The 16,366-nt window shown below is 34.3% G+C and carries 18 protein-coding genes; 3 read left to right on the top strand and 15 right to left on the bottom strand.

Features of this window, described 5'->3' with window-relative positions:
• The first annotated feature begins 6 nt into the window (after positions 1 to 6).
• The 3 genes from LB449_RS06530 (at position 7) to corA (ending at position 2,271) form a co-directional block, all read left to right on the top strand.
• Entirely contained in the window at positions 7 to 546 is a 540-nt protein-coding gene (locus LB449_RS06530) for a type 1 periplasmic binding fold superfamily protein (protein WP_224454264.1), read from the top strand.
• Positions 547 to 776: 230 nt separating this feature from the next.
• Positions 777 to 1,181, top strand: coding sequence for a glyoxalase (locus LB449_RS06525; RefSeq protein WP_224454263.1), 405 nt, complete (start codon positions 777 to 779; stop codon positions 1,179 to 1,181).
• A complete protein-coding gene (gene corA / locus LB449_RS06520) occupies positions 1,162 to 2,271 on the top strand; it encodes a magnesium/cobalt transporter CorA (protein WP_224454262.1) in 1,110 nt (369 codons plus the stop codon). Before LB449_RS06525 ends, corA begins: the two co-directional genes overlap by 20 nt.
• Here the strand turns inward: corA and LB449_RS06515 are convergent.
• The 15 genes from LB449_RS06515 to LB449_RS06445 all read right to left on the bottom strand — a co-directional run bounded on the left by LB449_RS06515 (position 2,268) and on the right by LB449_RS06445 (position 16,359).
• Positions 2,268 to 3,053 carry a tRNA pseudouridine synthase A gene (locus tag LB449_RS06515; protein ID WP_224454261.1) on the bottom strand — a complete coding sequence of 262 codons (786 nt, stop codon included), beginning with the start codon at positions 3,051 to 3,053 and terminating at the stop codon, positions 2,268 to 2,270. The genes corA and LB449_RS06515 overlap by 4 nt on opposite strands.
• Before the next feature lie 18 nt (positions 3,054 to 3,071).
• Entirely contained in the window at positions 3,072 to 3,674 is a 603-nt protein-coding gene (gene hisIE / locus LB449_RS06510) for a bifunctional phosphoribosyl-AMP cyclohydrolase/phosphoribosyl-ATP diphosphatase HisIE (RefSeq protein WP_224454260.1), read from the bottom strand.
• Positions 3,675 to 3,756: 82 nt separating this feature from the next.
• Positions 3,757 to 4,512 carry an imidazole glycerol phosphate synthase subunit HisF gene (hisF, locus tag LB449_RS06505; RefSeq protein WP_224454259.1) on the bottom strand — a complete coding sequence of 252 codons (756 nt, stop codon included), beginning with the start codon at positions 4,510 to 4,512 and terminating at the stop codon, positions 3,757 to 3,759.
• An 11-nt stretch (positions 4,513 to 4,523) separates the two neighbouring features.
• Positions 4,524 to 5,249 (bottom strand): 1-(5-phosphoribosyl)-5-[(5-phosphoribosylamino)methylideneamino]imidazole-4-carboxamide isomerase, encoded by a 726-nt coding sequence (gene hisA / locus LB449_RS06500; protein ID WP_224454258.1) that lies wholly within the window; start codon positions 5,247 to 5,249, stop codon positions 4,524 to 4,526.
• 36 nt (positions 5,250 to 5,285) lie between these two features.
• The gene (hisH, locus tag LB449_RS06495) at positions 5,286 to 5,876 is read right to left on the bottom strand and encodes an imidazole glycerol phosphate synthase subunit HisH (protein WP_224454257.1); all 591 of its coding nucleotides are present in this window, start codon (positions 5,874 to 5,876) and stop codon (positions 5,286 to 5,288) included.
• On the bottom strand, positions 5,877 to 7,010 hold the full coding sequence (gene hisB, locus LB449_RS06490) for a bifunctional histidinol-phosphatase/imidazoleglycerol-phosphate dehydratase HisB (RefSeq protein WP_224454256.1): 1,134 nt from the start codon (positions 7,008 to 7,010) through the stop codon (positions 5,877 to 5,879). It lies immediately after the preceding gene.
• The gene (hisC, locus tag LB449_RS06485) at positions 7,007 to 8,047 is read right to left on the bottom strand and encodes a histidinol-phosphate transaminase (protein WP_224454255.1); all 1,041 of its coding nucleotides are present in this window, start codon (positions 8,045 to 8,047) and stop codon (positions 7,007 to 7,009) included. Before hisC ends, hisB begins: the two co-directional genes overlap by 4 nt.
• A 9-nt stretch (positions 8,048 to 8,056) precedes the next feature.
• Complete coding sequence (gene hisD, locus LB449_RS06480; RefSeq protein ID WP_224454254.1) at positions 8,057 to 9,346, bottom strand: histidinol dehydrogenase; 1,290 nt, start codon at positions 9,344 to 9,346, stop codon at positions 8,057 to 8,059.
• Positions 9,346 to 10,203: an ATP phosphoribosyltransferase gene (hisG, locus tag LB449_RS06475; protein WP_224454253.1), complete on the bottom strand. Its 858-nt coding sequence runs from the start codon at positions 10,201 to 10,203 to the stop codon at positions 9,346 to 9,348. The genes hisD and hisG overlap by 1 nt, the downstream gene beginning before the upstream one ends.
• 204 nt (positions 10,204 to 10,407) lie before the next feature.
• On the bottom strand, positions 10,408 to 11,223 hold the full coding sequence (locus LB449_RS06470) for a prohibitin family protein (RefSeq protein WP_224454252.1): 816 nt from the start codon (positions 11,221 to 11,223) through the stop codon (positions 10,408 to 10,410).
• A gap of 10 nt (positions 11,224 to 11,233) precedes the next feature.
• On the bottom strand, positions 11,234 to 13,249 hold the full coding sequence (locus tag LB449_RS06465) for a hypothetical protein (protein WP_224454251.1): 2,016 nt from the start codon (positions 13,247 to 13,249) through the stop codon (positions 11,234 to 11,236).
• Between the two features lie 6 nt (positions 13,250 to 13,255).
• A complete protein-coding gene (gene fabG / locus LB449_RS06460; RefSeq protein WP_224454250.1) occupies positions 13,256 to 14,002 on the bottom strand; it encodes a 3-oxoacyl-[acyl-carrier-protein] reductase in 747 nt (248 codons plus the stop codon).
• Positions 14,003 to 14,066: 64 nt separating this feature from the next.
• Positions 14,067 to 14,942: a succinate--CoA ligase subunit alpha gene (gene sucD / locus LB449_RS06455; protein WP_224454249.1), complete on the bottom strand. Its 876-nt coding sequence runs from the start codon at positions 14,940 to 14,942 to the stop codon at positions 14,067 to 14,069.
• A gap of 74 nt (positions 14,943 to 15,016) precedes the next feature.
• Positions 15,017 to 15,427 (bottom strand): hypothetical protein, encoded by a 411-nt coding sequence (locus LB449_RS06450; protein WP_224454248.1) that lies wholly within the window; start codon positions 15,425 to 15,427, stop codon positions 15,017 to 15,019.
• Complete coding sequence (locus LB449_RS06445; RefSeq protein ID WP_224454247.1) at positions 15,424 to 16,359, bottom strand: UDP-3-O-(3-hydroxymyristoyl)glucosamine N-acyltransferase; 936 nt, start codon at positions 16,357 to 16,359, stop codon at positions 15,424 to 15,426. The genes LB449_RS06450 and LB449_RS06445 overlap by 4 nt, the downstream gene beginning before the upstream one ends.
• Between the last annotated feature and the right edge of the window lie 7 nt (positions 16,360 to 16,366).

The following is a 16,366-nucleotide window of genomic DNA, read 5'->3' as shown; positions in this document are numbered from 1 at the left end:
AAAACTATGAAAACAATCAAATTATTAAGCCTAAGTCTCTTAGCAACACTATTGTTTAGTGCATGTTCAGATGATGATGAGGCTCCACAGGTGATAAATGAAGAAGAAGAAATCACAACATTAAATGTGTACTTAACACCAGATAATGATACCGAATCCCTAACATTTAGTTTTACTGATTTAGACGGTGGAGTTTCAGAACCAACCATCGTAAATAACGGACTTCAAGCTAATACATCATATACAGGTAGAATTGAGTTTCTAAACGAAAATGAATCACCGGTAGAAAATATTACTGATGAAGTTATTGCAGAAGCTGAAGAGCACCAGGTGTTTTTCATTACTGAAACAGGACTTGATGTGACCATCGATTATTTAGATTTTGATGACAATGATGATCCTTTAGGAGTTGAATTCAGACTTGTAGCTGAATCTGTAAGTTCTGGAAATTTGACATTCATCTTAATTCACGAAGGGAATAAAAGTACTCCTGAAGCCGACGGAGAAACCGATATTGAAGTGACATTTGACGTCACTGTAGAGTAAATACATAGCATAATAAGCCAACTCTGTCAAAAAAAAAAGAGCTGCCCTGAATGTTGACCTGATATTTAAAGTTCCGTGTGAATTAGTCCTTTAAATAGTCTCCAACATATACGGGACAGCTTTTTTTATGCAAACTTATTGATATAAAATATATTAAACTGAATTTGTTTATTAAATCAAAATAGATCTGATTTGGCTAAGATTACTTACTTTAGGCAAAAAGATAAATTATGACTGCTAGAGATGAAAATCTACTTTCAATAAGAGTAGATGTGCCGAGAGCTAAAGTGAATGAAACAACACTTAGTTTGGAATCCTTTCAAAATTCAACATTAAGGCCTATTGCAAAGTTTCAAAATGATTTGATCCTATCCCTTTTTGAAAATTACATCGTCCGATACAAAAATGTTTTTCATAAACTTGGAACACAAGAAAAACTAAATTATATTGAAAATACCGTAAAAAAAGATTCAAAATTTAAAAACCTTATGAGAGGTATTTTTATGGGCCATTTTACAATTGATGAATATAAATTTTATCACGAAAATTCTTCAGAAATCAATAAAAGAATTATTAATTTGACCAAAGAACGTCTACAAAGCCAATTGCAACATTTTGAAAAATACAGTGCGTAAAAACTTAAAACATTTGCATTATCCAAAGGCTTTGAAACTGAATCGTAAACCAATTCAGAATCAAATCCCGGGAAAAATAACCTATGTTGGCGAAGAAACTACCGAGGATACCATTATCAATGTGATTAGTTACAACGAGGAAGAAGTTATTTATCATACTAATTGTTCGATAGAAAAGGTACTTCACCTGGTAACTCACGAAACTAAACTTAAACATTGGATTAATTTTATAGGAGTTCACGATGTAGAAAAATTATCTAAGCTTGGATCCTTATTGAATATTCATCCATTGGTCCTTGAAGACATAGCTAACACCAAACAACGACCAAAACTTGATGAATTTGATGATTATGTTTTTTTTGCATTAAAAATGATTTTTCATAGCGAAAGTGGTTTACTCATTAAAAATCACTTAGGGATTGTGTTTAATCAGACTTATATTATTTCCTTTCAACAATCTCAGGATACAATATTTAATTCCATAAGAGATCGAATTCAAAAGAAGGTTGGAAGAATACGAATGAGAAGTACTGATTATTTATTTTATGCACTTGTAGATGCTGTTGTAGATAATTATTACAACGTCACCGAAACTATAGAGGATAAAACTGAAAATCTGGAAGACAGGATTTTGATTGACGCTAATAATGCTTCAACTTCAGAAATACAATTGCTCAAAAGAGAAATCTTAAGCATCAGAAAATCAGTCTTTCCTGCTAAAGAACTCATCAGAAAGTTGCAAATTTCTAAGCATGTGTTATATGATAATTCGACAAAAGCTTATATCGCAGATTTATATGACCACATTCTACAAGTCACTGAAAATGTTGACATTTATAGGGAAATTGTATGGGGATTGATGGATATGTATATGAGCAGTTTGAGCAATAAAATGAACCAGGTTATGAAAGTGCTTACAATTATGTCCTCCATTTTCATACCACTTACCTTTATTGCAGGTGTTTACGGGATGAATTTTGAATATATGCCAGAACTAGGTTATAAAAATGCCTACTTTATAATTCTTGGGATCATGTTCATCATGGTATTGGCTTTAATATATTATTTCAGGCAAAAAAAATGGTTTTAATTTTTGAGGTGAACTGAATTTAAAATCAAACCTGAAGCTTGAGCAATGTGTTCAAGCTTTATTCTGTTTTTTCCATCAATGATATTTTCCAAATCTTTAAGATTAATTTTATGTCTGCCTAAATCAATTAAAGCACCCATCATTAATCTGATTTGTTGACGCTTAAAGCCCTCTCCTACTACTTTTAAAACATAGCTGGTTTCCGGAAAAAAATTAGCTGTATAAATATCGTTTTCTATTAGTTGGCAAATATTAATTGTTCCTTCAGTTTGGGTTTCTGGATTAGACCGGAATGCAAACGAATAAAAATCATGATCGCCTTCAAATAAAATAGCACCTTTTTTCATAAGGTCAATATCCAAATCTTCTTGAAGATTGACCATTAATGGAGCACAAAAGGGATGCATTTTTTCTTTAACACAAAAAAAATAAAGGTATTCCTTCAGTTTAGGGTGTTGAATAATATTAAAATCGGCAGTTGTTTCCTCAATGGAAAGACACTTTATATCCTGAGGCAAGTTCTTATTGAAAATAGTCAAAAATGTATCCAGATCCAACTCTTCTTCATAAATAAATAGCTCAGCGTAAGTTTGATTGACAGAAACCATAGCATCAGTTCTTCCTGCGGCAATCACCTTGAACCTTTGCCCTTCGAGCACATAGTTTAAAGTTTTACCGAGCATATGTTCCACAGTCAATACATCAGGCTGTTTTTGCCAGCCGTGATAACGAAAGCCTAAATATTGAAGCTCAATGAGATAGTAAAATCGTTTATATTGCATAGACGTGAAACTGAACTTTTACTTTTTACTTCTATCTTCCAGCACTTTAACCACGTCTTTCAGCTTAAACTCTTTATGTTGGAGCAAAATCAAATAATGAAATAATAAATCAGCACTTTCATTCAAGAACAAGTCATCATCATTATCCTTTGCTTCAATGACGACTTCTATAGCCTCCTCTCCGACTTTCTGAGCAATGGTGTTAATTCCTTTTTTAAACAAACTAGCAACATAACTTTTTTCTGAATTTGATTCCGTTTTACGCTGGTGTATAGTGGATTCCAATTCTGAAATAAATCCAAAATTTGGCTCATTATCTTCTTTCCAGCATGTATCTGTTCCTGTGTGGCAGGTTGGTCCGTTTGGATGAACGTAAACCAGAAGCGTATCGTTATCACAATCTGTTTTGATATTAACTAGGTCTAATGTATTTCCACTTTCTTCCCCTTTGGTCCACAATCTATTTTTGCTGCGGCTGTAGAAAGTAACGAGTTTAGTATCCAGTGTTTTGTTGTAAGCTTCTTCGTTCATGTAACCAAGCATCAACACCGTTTTGGTGTTTGCATCTTGAACAATGGCTGGAACCAAGCCGTTAGGATCTTTATTGAAATCGATTGTCATAAGTAGATTTTTTAATAGATTAAGCTTAATAACTATTCATGGAAATGAATATAAATTTAGACTAGTTTTAGTAATTCTTTAGTTATATTCTGATGGAAATTCCATTGGCTTTCAGTTCTTTCTTTAAGTCTGGAATTTCGATTTCCTTAAAGTGAAAAACACTCGCTGCCAAAGCAGCATCGGCTTTTCCTAGCTTGAACGTATCTTCAAAGTGCTTAACGTTTCCAGCGCCACCTGAAGCAATGATTGGGATATGAAGGTCGTCTGATAATTTTGCTAAGGCTTCATTAGCAAAACCAGCCTTGGTACCATCATGATCCATAGACGTAAACAAGATTTCACCTGCTCCCAATTCCTGAACTTTTTTGGCCCATTCAAATAGGTCAATATCTGTAGGCTGCTTTCCTCCCACCAAATGCACTTTCCAATTGCCATCTATTTGTTTGGCGTCTATAGCGACGACAACACATTGAGATCCGAAACGTTTTGCAACATCTGAAATTAATTGAGGATTCTTTACAGCTGCGGAGTTGATTGACACTTTGTCTGCTCCAGATTTTAGTAGTAAGGCAACATCTTCTACTGAAGAAATACCACCTCCAACAGTGAAGGGAATATTGATATGCCTGGCAATTTCTTCTACCAGTTGAGCTAAAGTCTTTCTTCGTTCTTCGGTAGCTGATATATCTAGAAAAACCAATTCGTCGGCATACTCATCGGCGTAAATTTTGGCCAACTCAACCGGATCTCCTGCATCACGGAGTTCAACAAAATTGACTCCTTTTACAGTTCTGCCATTTTTGATATCTAAACAGGGTATAATTCTTTTTGTAAGCAATGGGATATGATTTAATGTTCTAAAACAAATTTTTCTAATTCCTTTAAACTGATTCTATTTTCATAAATCGCTTTGCCAATGATAACACCTTCGCATCCAATTTCAAAAACGTCTTCTAAATCCTGGAGATTTGAAATTCCACCTGAAGCGATAAGTTTCAATTCCGGATTATTTTTTAGAATGGACTTATATAAATCAGTTGATGGTCCTTCCAGCATACCATCTTTTGATATATCTGTGGATATCACGTGCTGGATGCCTTCATTTACAAAATCCATAATAAACTTTTCAATTTCTAAATCTGAAGATTCTTTCCAACCTCCAGTTGCTATTTTTCCATCTTTGGCATCTGCACCAAGTATTATTTTATCAGCACCAAATTTGACTACCCAATCCAAAAATAAGGACTTATTGGTTACCGCTATGCTCCCACCTGTAATCTGCTGAGCGCCACTTTCGAAGGCGATTTTCAGATCTTGATCGGACTTTAACCCGCCTCCAAAATCAATTTTCAATTTGGTCTGAGTGGCAATGGTTTCAAGAATTTTATGGTTCACAATATGCTTTGATTTAGCTCCATCCAGGTCTACAAGATGTAGGTATTCAATACCGCTGTCTTCAAAAGCTTTTGCTACTTCTAATGGATTTTCGTTATATACTTTTTTAGTGCTGTAATCACCTTTAGATAATCTCACACACTGACCTTCGATGATGTCTATCGCTGGAATTAATCTCATGTTTTTATTTTTGGGTTACTCCTTTTTATAAACTTTCTACTTGTTACAATTCACTAAAAAATTCTCAAGAATTTGTTCTCCAAGCTTTCCACTTTTTTCTGGGTGAAATTGAACTCCATAAAAGTTATTTTTGTGAAGAGCAACACTATATTCCAGGCCGTAATCTGAACTTGCAATACTATTGTCATGCAAAGGAACATAATAGCTGTGTACCAAATACATGTGGGATTGCTCCAAGATTCCTTGGAATAAATCTGACTGAAGTTTATAAATTGTATTCCAACCTACTTGAGGAACTTTCAAGTTGGTCTTAAACTTGACAACATCTACCTCAAATATCCCTAAGCCTTGGGTATCGCCTTCCTCACAGTTGTCGCACATCAGTTGCATGCCCAGGCAGATCCCTAAAACAGGTTGTTTTAAATTTGGAATTAAAGTATCTAGCCCTGTACTTTTTAACATTGCCATGGCACTACTCGCCTCCCCAACCCCTGGAAAAATAACTCGATCTGCAGATTTAATCGTTTCCACATCACTTGTTAACTGAGATTCAAAGCCCAATCGATTTAGAGCGAATTCTATACTTTTAACATTGCCTGCACCGTAATCTATAATTGCAATTTTCATCTAGAGTTGTCCTTTTGTACTTGGTAAAATCATTTTTTCGGTATCGCGTTTTACGGCCATTTTGATAGACTTGGCAAAAGCTTTGAAAATAGCTTCAATTTTGTGATGCTCATTATCTCCTTCTGCTTTAATATTAAGATTACATTTTGCACCATCAGTAAAAGATTTGAAGAAATGCATAAACATTTCTGTAGGCATTTCACCAATTTTCTCCCTTTTAAATTCAGTGTCCCAAACCAGCCAATTTCTTCCACCAAAATCTATCGCTACCTGAGCTAAACTATCGTCCATAGGAAGACAAAACCCATAACGTTCTATACCTAGCTTATTTCCTAAAGCTTTTGCAAAAACTTCACCTAAAACAATGGCTACATCCTCTATCGTATGGTGTTCATCCACTTCAAGATCTCCTTTTGCCAGTAATTGAATGTCGATTTGACCATGTCTTGCAATTTGATCTATCATATGATCAAAAAAATGAATTCCAGTAGATATATCGCTTTCTCCCCTGCCATCTAGGTTAATAGAGACCTCAATATCAGTCTCTTTGGTAGTTCGTTTTAAGCTTGCTGTTCTCGTCTCTAATTTTAAAAAGCTATAAATTTCCTTCCAGTTATTCGTACTTAAAGCAACAGAAGACTCCAACTCTGAGTCAGAATTCACGGTTTCCCCTTCACCTAAGTTGGTTTGGTTATCAATAAAAATACCTTTAGCTCCAAGATTTTTAGCTAACTCAACATCGGTCATGCGATCTCCAATTACAAATGAATTTTCGAGATCGTAACCCGATTCAAAATATTTGGTAAGCAAGCCAGTCTTAGGCTTACGAGTAGGAGAATTTTCTTCAGGAAAAGTTTTATCAATGTATACATCTTCAAAGTGAACACCCTCATTCTTAAAGGTATGGATAATAAAGTTTTGCACAGGCCAAAAAGTATTTTCAGGATAAGTGGACGTCCCCAATCCATCTTGATTTGTAATCATGACCAATTCATAATCCAACTCCGAAGCAATTTTACTCATATATGTAAATACTTCTGGGTAAAAATCTAGCTTTTCAAAACTATCAATTTGCTCATCTTCTGGTTCTTTTATAAGAGTCCCGTCTCGATCTATAAATAATACTTTTTTCATGAATTAAGCTGTTTTAAAACCTTGAGCAGGGTTTGATTTTGCTCTGGAGTTCCTACTGTAAATCTCAAACAATTTTCGCAAAGATGCTGATTTGTTCTGTTTCTGACTACTATTTTTTGCTCTAAAAGCTTGTTGTACCTGTAATTTGCATTATCTACTTTACAAAGTAAAAAATTGGATTCAGAAGGATAAATATGCTCTATCCAGGATATGTTCTTAAATTCTTCTTTCAGGATTTCACGTTCAGATTTAATAATTTCTACTTGAAACAAATACGTTTCATAATTCTGAACAACCTCCAAAGCCTTTTTTTGACTCAACTGATTGATGTTATATGGAGGCTTAATTTTATTTAAAACTGAAATGATTCGCTCACTTGCAAAACACATTCCCACACGTATTCCCGCATGAGCAAGAGCTTTAGAAAACGTCTGAGTAATGATCAAATTCGGATAATCATTCAATTCTGAGATAAAAGAGCTGTTGGCTGCAAAATCGATATAAGCTTCGTCAATAACCACTAGGCCGGGTGACTTTTCCAGAATAATTTTGATATCGTTGATCTGAAGTAGATTTCCTGAAGGGTTGTTTGGCGAACAAATGAAAATTAATTTGGTCGACTGTGTTATCGAAGAAATCACAGAATCCACATCAATCTGAAACCCCTTTTTTAATGGGACAGCAACGGTTTTGATATCATTGAGGTTTGCCAACACTTCATACATCCCATATGTTGGTGGCATAGTAATAATTTCATCTTCTTTTGGCTCACAAAATGCTCTAAAAATCAAATCCAAAACTTCATCGCTTCCATTACCAAGAACAATGTTCTCTTTTGGAATTTGTTTTATTTCCGAGATTGCAGATTTCAATTCATGTTGATAAGGATCAGGATATCTGTTATAATCAGTATTAAACGGATTTTCATTGGCATCTAAGAAAAGAAAGTTTTCCTCATCAGCATTGAATTCATCCCGAGCAGAAGAATATGCTGACATATTCTTTACATTTTTCCTTATCAGGTTATCTAACGTCATCTTTTACTATTATTTATTTTTAACCTCATTTATTCGCAAAGTCATTGCATTCTTGTGAGCTTGCAGACCTTCCGCCTCTGCCATTAGTTCAACCGCTTCACCAATATGTTTTATGCCTTCCTCTGTGATTTTTTGATAAGTAATCGCTTTATTGAAGCTATCCAAGTTCACGCCACTATATTGTTTAGCATATCCGTTGGTTGGCAAGGTATGATTGGTTCCGGAAGCATAATCTCCAGCACTTTCTGGTGTGTATTTTCCTATAAATACAGATCCTGCATTATTTATGTTTTCAACATAGAAATCATCATCTTTTGTTGAAATGATAAAGTGTTCTGGCCCGTAAAAATCAATAAGCTCTAAAGCTGAAGTCGTGTCGCTCATTAAAACGAATTTTGAATTTTCTATAGCTTTAGTTGCCATTTCCTTTCTAGGTAAAACTTCAATTTGTTTGGTAATAGCCTTTTGAACATCTAAAATTGTTTGTTCATCAGTAGAAACAAGTACTACCTGTGAATCTACCCCATGCTCAGCCTGACTCAGTAAGTCGGAAGCAACAAATTCTGGATTTGCAGTCTCGTCTGCAACTACCAAAAGCTCGGAAGGGCCTGCGGGCATATCTATGGCCACATCAAAAGTAGTCGCCACCTGCTTGGCAACTGTGACATATTGGTTTCCAGGTCCAAAGATTTTATATACCTTAGGAATGGTTTCAGTTCCAAACGTCATAGCTCCAATTGCTTGAATACCCCCAACTTTAAACACTTTATCAATTCCACAAAGTTGAGCTGTATATAAAGTTACGGGGTTTATTTTACCTTCATTGTTTGGAGGCGTGCATAAAACGATTTCACTACAACCAGCAATTTTAGCAGGAACTGCCAGCATAAGAATGGTTGAAAATAAAGGCGCAGTTCCTCCCGGGATGTATAAACCTACTTTTTGAATAGGCTTTTTAGCCTGCCAGCAGGTTACTCCTGGTTGGGTTTCAACTTTTACTGGTTCTGTTTTTTGAGCTTCGTGAAACGTGTGAATATTTGATTTGGCCAGTTGAATGGCAGATTTTAGTTCATCAGACACATGGCTTTCTGCATTTTCAATTTCGGAATTACTTATTTCAATGCTTTCTAAATCTACACCATCAAACATGCTGGTGTATTTCAATACTGCATCATCCCCACTCTGTTGAATGTTTTTAAAAATATCATCTACAGTAGTTTCGATATCTTTAAACGTTCGGGTGGGTCTTTTCAATAATTCTGACCAGGCTTCTTTCTTCGGATTGTGAATCGTTTTCATTATATGATCATTTTTTCAATAGGACTTACGAGAATACTTTCAGCTCCAGCTGATTTCAACTCATCTATAATATCCCAAAATTTTTCTTGTTGAATAACTGTGTGAACAGAACTCCAGCTGGTTTCCGCCAAAGGCATGACTGTTGGACTCTTCATGCCTGGCAAAATTTTAATGATTTCATCCAATCTATTGTTAGGCGCGTTTAGAAGAACATACTTTGTATTTTCAGCTCTTAATACTGCATCAATCCTAAACAGAAGTTTGTCAAGAAGATTTTGTTTTTCAGGATTTAAGGATGGGGAACTTGCTATTACTGCCTCGCTCCTTAAAATTACATCAGATTCTTTTAAATTATTTTTGAAAAGTGTACTGCCACTTGAAACAATATCGCAAATAGCATCAGCAAGCCCAATATTAGGTGCTATTTCCACAGAACCATTTATGATGTGGATGTTCGCCTTTACATTATGCTTATCTAAATACTTCTGAAGTGTATTAGGATATGACGTAGCGATTTGCTTGCCATCAAGATCTTTTACTCCTTTATAGTCGGAATGTTTAGGTATGGCCAGAGACACTTTACATTTTGAAAAACCAAGTCTCTTTTGAATTGAGAGGTCTTCACCTTTTTCATGAAGTAAGTTTTCACCTATGATAGCTAAATCAGCAATTCCATCTCTTAGGTACTGAGGAATATCGCCATTCCTTAAGTAAAATATCTCAAGTGGAAAATTAGAAGCGTTTACTTTTAATTGATCTTTTCCATTATTAATCGAGATTCCACAGTCTTTTAAAATCTTTAATGATTCATCGTGTAACCTACCTGATTTTTGGATAGCTATTTTCAATTTTTCCATGTCTATTATTCAAATTTTAAAATTAAAAAACCCGTTGAAGCAAAGCTCAAACGGGTTTTGTATATGTTCCAAACTCTACATATTACATTACTACCGCATTGAGCGAGATAGATAAATGATGATGTAGATTATGTTTTTTCATTGCATTGCAAAATTAAGCTAATAATTGATTCACTGAAATGCTTTTCAATTTTTAAGAGAAAATTAGTTATTTCCTAATATGATAGGCATTCCGTCTTTTCCAGAACCAATCACAATTACTTTAGAATTTTCTGATTTAGAAAGCTCTATAGTTGCTTGAATTCCTTTCTCTTGAAGAATCTTATCTGTTAAAGAAGCACTTAAAATTTCGTTTGCTCTTGCTTTACCTTCAGCTTCGATCTCCTGACGTTGTTTTTCTTTGGCTGCTTTTTCAAGTCGGAACTCGTATTCTAAAGATTCCTGTTCTTGTTTCAATTTACGCTCAATAGCCTGTTTAATTGTAGCTGGTAAAGATACATCTCTAACTAATATTCTATTAACCTGCACATATTGGTTTTTCAATAACTGCTGAGTTTCATCATACATTTCATTCTGTATGGATTCTCTTTTCTGTGCGTAAAGTTCTTCAGGCTTGTAACGACCGACGACTGTTCTAGAAGCTGATCTTACCGCAGGTTGAATTAGTTTTCGAATATAATTCTCACCTCTTTCTTTGTGTAATAATCCAAGTTGATCATAAGTTGGTTCAAACCAGATTGTAACATCCAAAGTAATATCCAATCCGTTAGATGAAAGTACTTTCATTGATTCATCGATGGTTTGCTGTCTTACGTCGTAAACAAAAACTGAATTCCAGGGAGCTACAATATGAAATCCTTCTTCAAGTGGAGCTTCATCAGTAACAACCCCCCCCCCGAATCTTTCGAAGAGAACACCTGCCTGTCCTGAATTAATATTTACTGTAGAGTTGGCAATAAAGATGATTCCTACTACTACAACTATGATAATAGGTACAATTGATTTTGGTAATCTTTCCATGTAATTAAATTTAAATTAGGCCTTTGTATTTTCTAAAAAACCATTCTAAACTCAAAGTTAGGGCTAATAAAAGAATAAGCCATTCAAAATTGATTAAACTCTCTGATTTTTTGATAGATTTTTGAATTGGTTTAGGCTTATCATTTTTCAGCCTTGTGATGAGTTCAGATTTTTCAGAAAAAAGATAAATATTCTCTTTTTCGATGATCTTTTGGAGATTCTCGATGTTTGCATTTTCAAATTGCATTTCTGCAGAAAAATCAAGAATTTCAAACTTACCATTTCGCTTAATATCGTTATCTGGGCTTTCAATAGAGTACGAATAATTACCTGGCTTAAGTTCCGATAGATTAAAAGTATAAGCTTCACTATTTTTTAGTAATCGAGAATTAATGACGTCACCAGAAATTAAATTTTCAAGCTTAATATTAAAATCAAGCCTAGTGTCAATTTCAAAATTAGAGTTGTAGTAAAATACTTTTAAAAGTTGATTATCTCCTGAATTTATGAGTGGTTCAACTTCTACTATAACTTCATTTTGAAATTTTGATTGAGATAGAAACTGAATAATCTTTTGAAAGCTTTTGTCAAATTCTGTGAAGGAGGAATTTTCAACATAATGTCTTGCTCTCCACTTCCAAAGATTTTCACCAAACAAGACTGATTGTTTGACATCTTTTTCTGATCCAAAGATCCATAATGGTGATTCAACATCAATTCCATTTAATTCTTTTTTGAGTAAAATTGAATAATTTCTGTTCAGCTTTAAGTCTCCAAATTTATCTTTTAAAGGTGGATACATGTTGAAATTTAATTCATTTACTAGAAATAAAGTGAACTCTGAATTTAAAACTGACGAATATTCTTCGGTAGATTCTATCAGTTGTTTTTGAAACCCAAGATCGAGACTATTTAAATACGAGTAATTGGTATGAGACCCACCGATTATAAAGTAATTTACGTTATTGTTTATGACAGAATTTAATACATTTTGAAATGAAGGTTGAGGCTGATACAAAATGACTAAATCATATTCTGTGGCATTTATGGGATCTTCAGTGGTTTTATAATCAAACTCAAGCTCTTTACTTGATTCTAAAATTCTATTGAAAAAACCAATATCTGGATGAAGAAGATCTGAAATCAAAAGGATTTTTGATCTTGAATCAATGACATCTATAGAATTAATTTTCTCATTATTGTTAATGTTTTTTTCTTTAGGAATTGGTTGCAATCGAACTTTCAAGACTTTTGTACCAACTGATTCTGCAGACAATAAGAATTCAGTTTTAACAGAACTTCCCGCTGGAATCTCTAGGCTTTTGGAAGCTAATATATTTTCATTTTCAATTACTTCCAATTTCTGAGTCGTTAACTCTTGATTATTATGGCTAACAAAAACTTCTACAGGAAATTTATTTTTTAGATAGGTGTAATTATTAATATTCACCAGATCTATTTTAGAATCTACTTCTGAAATGGTATCCCCAAGGACTAAGGCACTTGCAGAAATATCAGAATTGAAAGATTTAAGGCTGTAATCCTCTCCTATCGTTTGGTTTCCATCTGTAGAGATGATAAGCCTAGTGTTATCTTCCTCAATGCTATTGACATATTCCATTAGCTTGGAAATGTCTGTATTAGGTTCAGAAAAAGTCAAAGAATCTTCTAATGAAATCAAATTGGAGCCAAAACTTATAAAATCAATAGTGTAGCTATCATTCAGCTCCTGGTCATTTCGAATTTCATTGAAGAATTGATTAATCTGATAAGGTTTAGAAAGTTTTTTAATTGATTCTGAATTGTCAAATGCAAAGATTAATTTGGATTTTTCTAAACTGTAGCTAGTTGCATCAATTTCTGGATTGATGAGTAATACTCCCAGCAAAAAAAAAGACAAAAATCTAAAGAGTGCCAGGACTCTTTGAGTTTTGTCTTTAAGTAGATTCCGATATAATATCAAAGTCAAACCAAATGCGCATGCAAGATTCAGCAAAAGCAGGAGCATAAGTTCACTTGTCATCATTATTCTTTAAGTTAACATCCCACCATCTACACTTAGGGTCTGGCCAGTAATGTAAGAACTCATATCACTAGCGAGGAAAACACAAGCATTGGCAATATCTTCAGGCTGTCCGCCACGTTTTAGCGGAATAGCTTGTCTCCAACCTTCAACTGTTTTTTCATCTAACTTTTCAGTCATTTCAGTTTCAATAAAACCTGGGGCGACAACGTTGGAACGTATATTTCTTGATCCTAGTTCCAAAGCAACAGATTTTGAAAAACCAATAATACCAGCTTTTGAAGCAGAATAATTAGCTTGTCCAGCATTACCTTTTATACCAACAACAGAACTGATATTGATTATACTACCGTGTCTTTGTTTGAGCATAGGTCTTAATACTGCTTTTGTCAAATTGAAAACAGAATTCAAATTAACTTTGATCACTTTATCAAAATCATCCTCACTCATTCTCATTAACAGATTATCTTTAGTGATTCCTGCATTATTAACAAGAACGTCAATATTTCCAAAATCCTTAATAACATCATCTGCAAGTTTCTGAGCCTGCTCAAAGTCTGAAGCATCAGATTGATAAGCTTTTGCATTGACACCGTAAGTTTTCAAGTGGTCTTCAAGCTCTTTTGCTGAGCTTGCTGAAGAATTGTAAGTAAATGCAACATTTGCACCTTGTTGAGCAAAAACTTCTGCAATGCCTTTACCAATTCCCCGGCTACCACCGGTAATAATTACATTTTTAGAGTCAAGTAATTTCATAAAGCTAAGAGTTTAAATATAAAAAGCCCTTTGTAAATTAAACAAAGGGCTTTTAAATAAATTATTATTTAGATAAAACTTCGGCTACTTTTTTACCAATTTCTGCTGGAGAATCCACAACGTGAATTCCAGAATCTTTTAAAATCTTTTTCTTCGCTTGAGCTGTGTCTTCGCTTCCACCTACAATAGCACCAGCGTGGCCCATAGTTCGACCTGCAGGAGCTGTTTCTCCAGCGATAAATCCTATAACTGGTTTTTTACTTCCACTTTCTTTATACCATTTTGCAGCTTCTGCTTCAAGTTGTCCGCCAATTTCACCTATCATCACAACACATTCAGTTTCTGAATCACCAACAAGCATTTCAACAGCATCTTTGGTGGTCGTTCCTATAATTGGATCACCTCCAATACCGATTGCTGTAGTGATTCCAAATCCTTCTTTTACAACTTGATCTGCAGCTTCATAAGTAAGCGTTCCAGACTTTGATACGATACCAACTTTACCTTTTTTGAAAACAAAACCTGGCATAATGCCAACTTTAGCTTCACCTGGTGTAATTACACCTGGACAGTTAGGGCCAATTAATCTGCAATCTTTACCCTTAATATAGTCTGAAGCCTTGATCATATCTTTTACAGGTATGCCTTCAGTAATGGCAATAATGACCTTTATACCAGCGTCAGCAGCTTCCATGATTGCATCTGCAGCAAATGCTGGGGGTACGAAAATTATAGATGTATCTGCTCCAGCTTTTTCTACAGCTTCAGAAACTGTATTATAAACAGGCTTTCCTAAATGCTCAGTTCCACCTTTACCCGGAGTAACACCACCAACGATATTAGTCCCGTAGTCTATCATTTGTTCTGCATGAAAAGAGCCTTCACTTCCTGTAAAGCCTTGAACAATTATTTTTGAATCTTTATTTACTAAAACGCTCATAAGTATGTTTAATTAATGTTGAACAAAAGTAATTTTTTAGGACGAGCCCTAAAAATTATTAAGAAGTTTATTATTTAATTGTAATCGTTTATGTAAGAGAAAATACCATCTAATCCATCTTCGCTGGGCTGTGACATAATAAAACCTCTATAGAGCTTTTCATCTTTGATTTCCCAAATGCTAAAAAAGTTTGCTAGACCAATAAGGTCTGAAGATTCCAAGGTTTCAACATTGTAAGTAAACCTTGCACAAACTTTGTTATTTTCTTCAATTAAGTGAGAAAACTCGGGAGACATAGTTTCAAATGATTTTCCCATCTCTGTAGACATTGATTTAAACTTATCGTAGTCAAACTGAAAAAAGCCTTTACTACTATTCCAATCAATTCTTATTTTCGGATGAATGTATTTTTCAAAATTGGCTATATTTTTATAATATTTTGATGAGAAAAAATTTTTGACCAATTTTTTATTGTCTGAACTCATAAATTTTTCAATTTTTGAATGATTTCTGGGATTCTGCTTATATATCCTAGTTCTCTGTACTTCTTTCTAATATCATCTGCTGGCGTCCCAAAATAGGTGATATTGGATTTTAAATCTTTACTAATCCCAGATTGGGCTAAAATGATAACCTTTTTTCCTATGGTGAGTCCGCTAGCAATACCAACCTGCCCCCAAATGGTTACTTCATCTTCAATTACTACACAACCAGCAATTCCTGTTTGAGAAGCAATTAGACATTTCTTCCCAATTATCGTATCATGACCAACCTGAACTTGATTGTCAATTTTGGTTCCTTCACCAATACTAGTTACTCCAGAAACTCCTTTGTCTATAGAACATAAAGCGCCAATTTCTACATTATCATTTATTCTGATAGTTCCACCCGAAAGTAATTTATCATGGTGAGTTGGTCTGTTTTTATAATAAAAGGCATCTGCTCCTAAAACGGTACCAGCATGAATCTGGACATTATTACCAATTTCTACCCCATCGTAAATTGAAACATTGCTGTGAATAATACAATCATCTCCAATTTTTACATTGTTTCCAATGAAGACGTTGGGTTGTATAATGGTGTTTTTACCAATTTTTGCTGACTTTGATAAAGGTTGACTCGATGTTTCGAAAGGAGAAAAATGAGCTGTTATTTTATTAAAATCTGAAAACGGATCCTCAGAAATTAATAGAGCCTTTCCATCTGGACAATCCACCTCTTTATTTATAAGCACAACGCTAGCTTTAGATTCTAAAGCTTTATCATAGTATTTGGGATGATCTACGAAGACAATATCACCATGTTCTACTACATGAATTTCATTGATTCCTAAAATTTCAAAATCTGGTTGACCAACAAATTCAGCATTGATAAGATCAGATATTTGTTTAAGATTTTGCGGTCGTGGAAACTTCATTTAATCA

It is taken from the genome of Psychroflexus lacisalsi, from assembly GCF_020164495.1.
Classification (GTDB): Bacteria; Bacteroidota; Bacteroidia; order Flavobacteriales; family Flavobacteriaceae; genus Psychroflexus; species Psychroflexus lacisalsi.
Note: the sequence above shows the minus strand (reverse complement) of the source record. Positions and strands in the feature narration are given on the sequence as shown.